This is a genomic window from Microbacterium sp. (assembly GCF_047972865.1).
In the GTDB taxonomy this organism is placed as follows: Bacteria; Actinomycetota; Actinomycetes; order Actinomycetales; family Microbacteriaceae; genus Microbacterium.
The window spans coordinates 1-3,549 of the sequence record NZ_JBKEAY010000266.1; the positions used below are offsets into that span (position 1 = coordinate 1).

The 3,549-nt window shown below is 68.9% G+C and carries 4 protein-coding genes; 1 reads left to right on the plus strand and 3 read right to left on the minus strand.

The window, feature by feature from the left end; translation table 11 throughout:
- On the plus strand, positions 1-516 hold a 516-nt coding region (locus tag ACK5KK_RS15990; RefSeq protein ID WP_416891073.1), incomplete at its 5' end, for a hypothetical protein.
- On the opposite strand, the gene ACK5KK_RS15995 is transcribed toward ACK5KK_RS15990, so the two are convergent.
- From ACK5KK_RS15995 to ACK5KK_RS16005, 3 genes are all read right to left on the minus strand, one after another.
- On the minus strand, positions 513-2,204 hold the full coding sequence (locus ACK5KK_RS15995) for an ABC1 kinase family protein (RefSeq protein ID WP_416891074.1): 1,692 nt from the start codon (positions 2,202-2,204) through the stop codon (positions 513-515). The two genes, ACK5KK_RS15990 and ACK5KK_RS15995, sit on opposite strands and share 4 nt — an antisense overlap.
- 4 nt (positions 2,205-2,208) lie before the next feature.
- Positions 2,209-2,772: a PadR family transcriptional regulator gene (locus ACK5KK_RS16000; protein WP_416891075.1), complete on the minus strand. Its 564-nt coding sequence runs from the start codon at positions 2,770-2,772 to the stop codon at positions 2,209-2,211.
- 167 nt (positions 2,773-2,939) lie between these two features.
- The coding region (locus ACK5KK_RS16005) for an acyl-CoA dehydrogenase (protein WP_416891076.1) at positions 2,940-3,549 on the minus strand (610 nt) is incomplete at its 5' end.

The window sequence follows — 3,549 nt, forward strand, 5'->3', positions numbered from 1 at the left end:
CCCGACGACACCGGCACCGTGACGGCCGGGACGTCCCCGATCACGATGACGGACCTCGCCAGGTTCGCGCCCGACGACACCACCACCATCGCCGAACCCGACGGAGTCGGCGTCGTCCGACTCCCGGTCAACTTCATCGCCCCCGCCACCGAACACACCACCACCGGCACCCTGTTCGACCAGCCCGTCACCGTACGGTTCACCCCCATCGAATACGAATTCATCCACGGCGACGGCACCACCGCCACCCGCACCACACCCGGACGCACCTGGGCAGACCTCGCCCTCCCCCAACTCACCGCCACCGACACCAGCCACGCCTACACCGAACGCGGAACCTACACCGCCCACACCCTCGTCCATTACACCGCCGACATCGACCTCGGCACCGGCTGGACCCCCGTCCCCGGCACCCTCACCATCCCCACACCCGACACCACCATCCACATCTACGAACTCCACACCGCCCTGGTCGAACACACCTGCGATGAAGACCCCACCGGCCCCGGCTGCTAACGCCACGTAAACCACCCCGCGAACACCGCATGCAGACCCGCCGGAACGGATGCCCACATCAACACCACACCGAACACCGCATCGCCGTCGCGCACCACCGCTCCCCCGATCAACAGCCCCGCGAACAGCACGGCGGACAGGATCCGGCGGCCGAACCGCTCCAGCCGCGCCACCCGCCGCTCCACCCGCGGATCCGGCAGCACCACCCGCCCCTCGTCGATCCGCGTGATCAGATCGTCGACACGGCCCGGCATCCTCGCCACGGTCGAGGCCAACGACAGCGCCTGCGACGCGAAGTCACGCAACAGGTGACCGCGCTCGTCGCGCACCAACCGTGCCGCATACGGTTCCACGGCATCCCACAGGTTGAACTGCGGATCCAGCGCGCTGCACACCCCGGACGTGAGCGACATCGCCCGCACGATCAGCAAGAAGTTCTCGGGCAACTGCACCGGCAGGGCGCGCACCATCTCGCCGAACTCGTCCGCGAACGCCCGGAATTCACGCGGGTCGACATCGCGTAGCTGGGCGAACCCCATCCCGCCGAACCGCGCGAACAACTCGGTCAGCGCCCGCTCCAGTTCCGCCGTGTCAGCGGTGGGCAACAACACCCCGATCTCGCGCACACTGTCGACCAGCGCTTTTCCGTCCCGCGCCGCCGCGGCAACCATCAGCCGCCGCAACCCGGACCGCAACCGCGCGGACACCTCCCCCATCATCCCGAAGTCGATGAACGTCAGCTTCCAGCCCTCACCGTTCGGAGTGACGAAGATGTTGCCGGGGTGCGGGTCGGCGTGGAAGAACCCCCGTGTGAACACCTGATCGAACATCACGGGCGCGAACACTGCCGCCACGTCGACCGGATCGATCCCCGCCGCCCGCAACGCATCGACATCGGTGATCTTGATCGCCGTCACATCGGCAAGCGTCAGCACCCGTCGCGTCGTGTACTCCCACGCCACGTCGGGCACCCCGACCCGCTCGTCACCGGCGACATCAGCGGCGAACCGCTCCGCCGCCTCTGCCTCGTGGATGTAGTCGATCTCTTCCAGGCTGGTCTGCGCGAACTCCTCCATCAGCGCCGGCATGTCGACCCGCGACGCCACCGCCCGCACCCGGCTCAGCCAGCGCGCCACCCGCCGAAGCGCGGCCAGATCGACATCGACGATGCGCTGGATGCCGGGCCGCTGCACCTTCACGACCACCTCCACGAACCCGACGTCGACGGCCACAGCATCCGTCAACCGCGCCCGGTGGGCCTGACCGAGCGATGCCGCCGCGACCGGCACCGGCTCGATCGACGCGAAAGCGTGCGAGAGCGGCATGCCCAGCTCGGCCTCCGCGAGCGCGACGATCTGTTCGAACGGCACCGGTGGCACCTCGTCCTGCAGCCCCTCCAACTCCGCGGTGAACTCGGGCGGGAGCACATCGAGCCGCGACGACAGATACTGCCCGACCTTGATCATCAACCCGCCCAGATGCACCGCGAGTCCGTGAAACCGCCGCGCGACCCGCTGCAACCGGACGGCTCGGCCGCGGGCGGCGAGCGCACCGAGGCCGATGCGCGGCAGGAACAGTTCGAACCACCACGTCACCGCCAGGTGATAGGCGGCGAAACGCAGGATGCGGCGGTACCGCGCCCGCGTCCGATCACCGGTGACGCCGGGATGATCCCGGCCGGATGCCACTCCCTCAGCCCTGCGCGAGCAGGGCGTACAGGCGTCGGCGAGCGTCGGTGAGGATTTCGACCGCCTCGCCCACCTGCTCGGACGTGCCGGTGCGCGCCACCTGCGCCGCGGCCTGCGCGAGTTCGACGCCAGCCTTGGGCAGCGCCGTGTGCCGGGATCCCTCTCGCGCGGCCGGTCCATCCCACGGGGCGGGCTTGGCGGCGGACTCCTCCGCCGCAGCGCGACCGGCCTCGGTCAACGAGTACGTCTTCCGCCCGTCGGACTCCTCCGCCTCGATCAGTCCCTCGTCGGACAGCAGCTGCAACGTGGGGTACACCGATCCGGCGCTCGGCTTCCACGATCCGCCGCTGCGCTCCTCGATGCGCTGAATGATCTGGTAGCCGTGCATCGGCTCCTCCGCAAGCAGCGCCAGCACGGCGGCGCGCACGTCACCGCGGTTCATGCGTGGCGCCGACCGCTGCTCGAAGGTGGATCGCAGCTGGTCCATCGCCTCCCACAAACCGGCACCGAGGTCCCCGAATCCGCGGCCCCCGGCCGGGAAACCTGCCCCCGAGTATGACTCGTTCATGTCGACTCCTCCGCTCGAACGACTGTTAGCGATACTCAACGATATATCGCTAACTCAGGATGCGGAAGCCCCCGGCCGCGGTGTGACGCCGGGCGCCGTTCAGAATTCAGTCTCGTCGCCGCCGCGGACTGAACAATGAACGGGCCGGCGCCCCAGCCCCGCGCCCGCTACGCGAGCCCGCTCGCGGCAAGCGGGTCGAAGTCTCCGGCCGTCATGACGGCCTGCATCTGCCGGCGGCGCACCCCGATGTTGCTGCCCTCGATGATCGGGTACGCCAGCGCGTCCGCCAGATGATGCACGAGCGGGAAGTTCGTGTCGTACGCGGTCACCCCGACGACTTTGACAAGATCGTTCACGACCGCAAGGCCCGTCTCGGAGCCGAAGATCTTCGAGTGCAGCGCCAGTTCGTCGGCGGCAGGGGCCTGTGCGATCACGGCATCGAGCGCACGCCACCCGAGCAGTCGCATCGCTTCGATGCGTCCCTTGGTGTCGGTGAGGATGTCGGCGACGGCCTGGTGGTCGATGATCGGTGCGGCACCCCCTCGCTTCTGCGTGGACGCGAACTCGTAGGCGACCTCCCAGGCCTTTCGCGCCGCCGCCGTGGCGAACGTGCCGATGGATGCCCCGCTGGCCATGAACGCGTTGAGGGTGAGACGCACGCCCTCGCCCTCGGCACCGAGGAGGTTTGCCTGTGGAACACGCACATCAGTCAGGCGCACCCGGCAGGTCATGCAGCCGGTCAGCCCGGGCAGGTCGTAGAACTCCTCCACCTCGATG

What these genes read in the sequence shown, in the direction of transcription:
- ACK5KK_RS16000 (WP_416891075.1), bottom strand. Translation starts at nt 2,772, where the DNA reads ATGAACGAGTCATACTCGGGGGCAGGTTTCCCGGCCGGGGGCCGCGGA.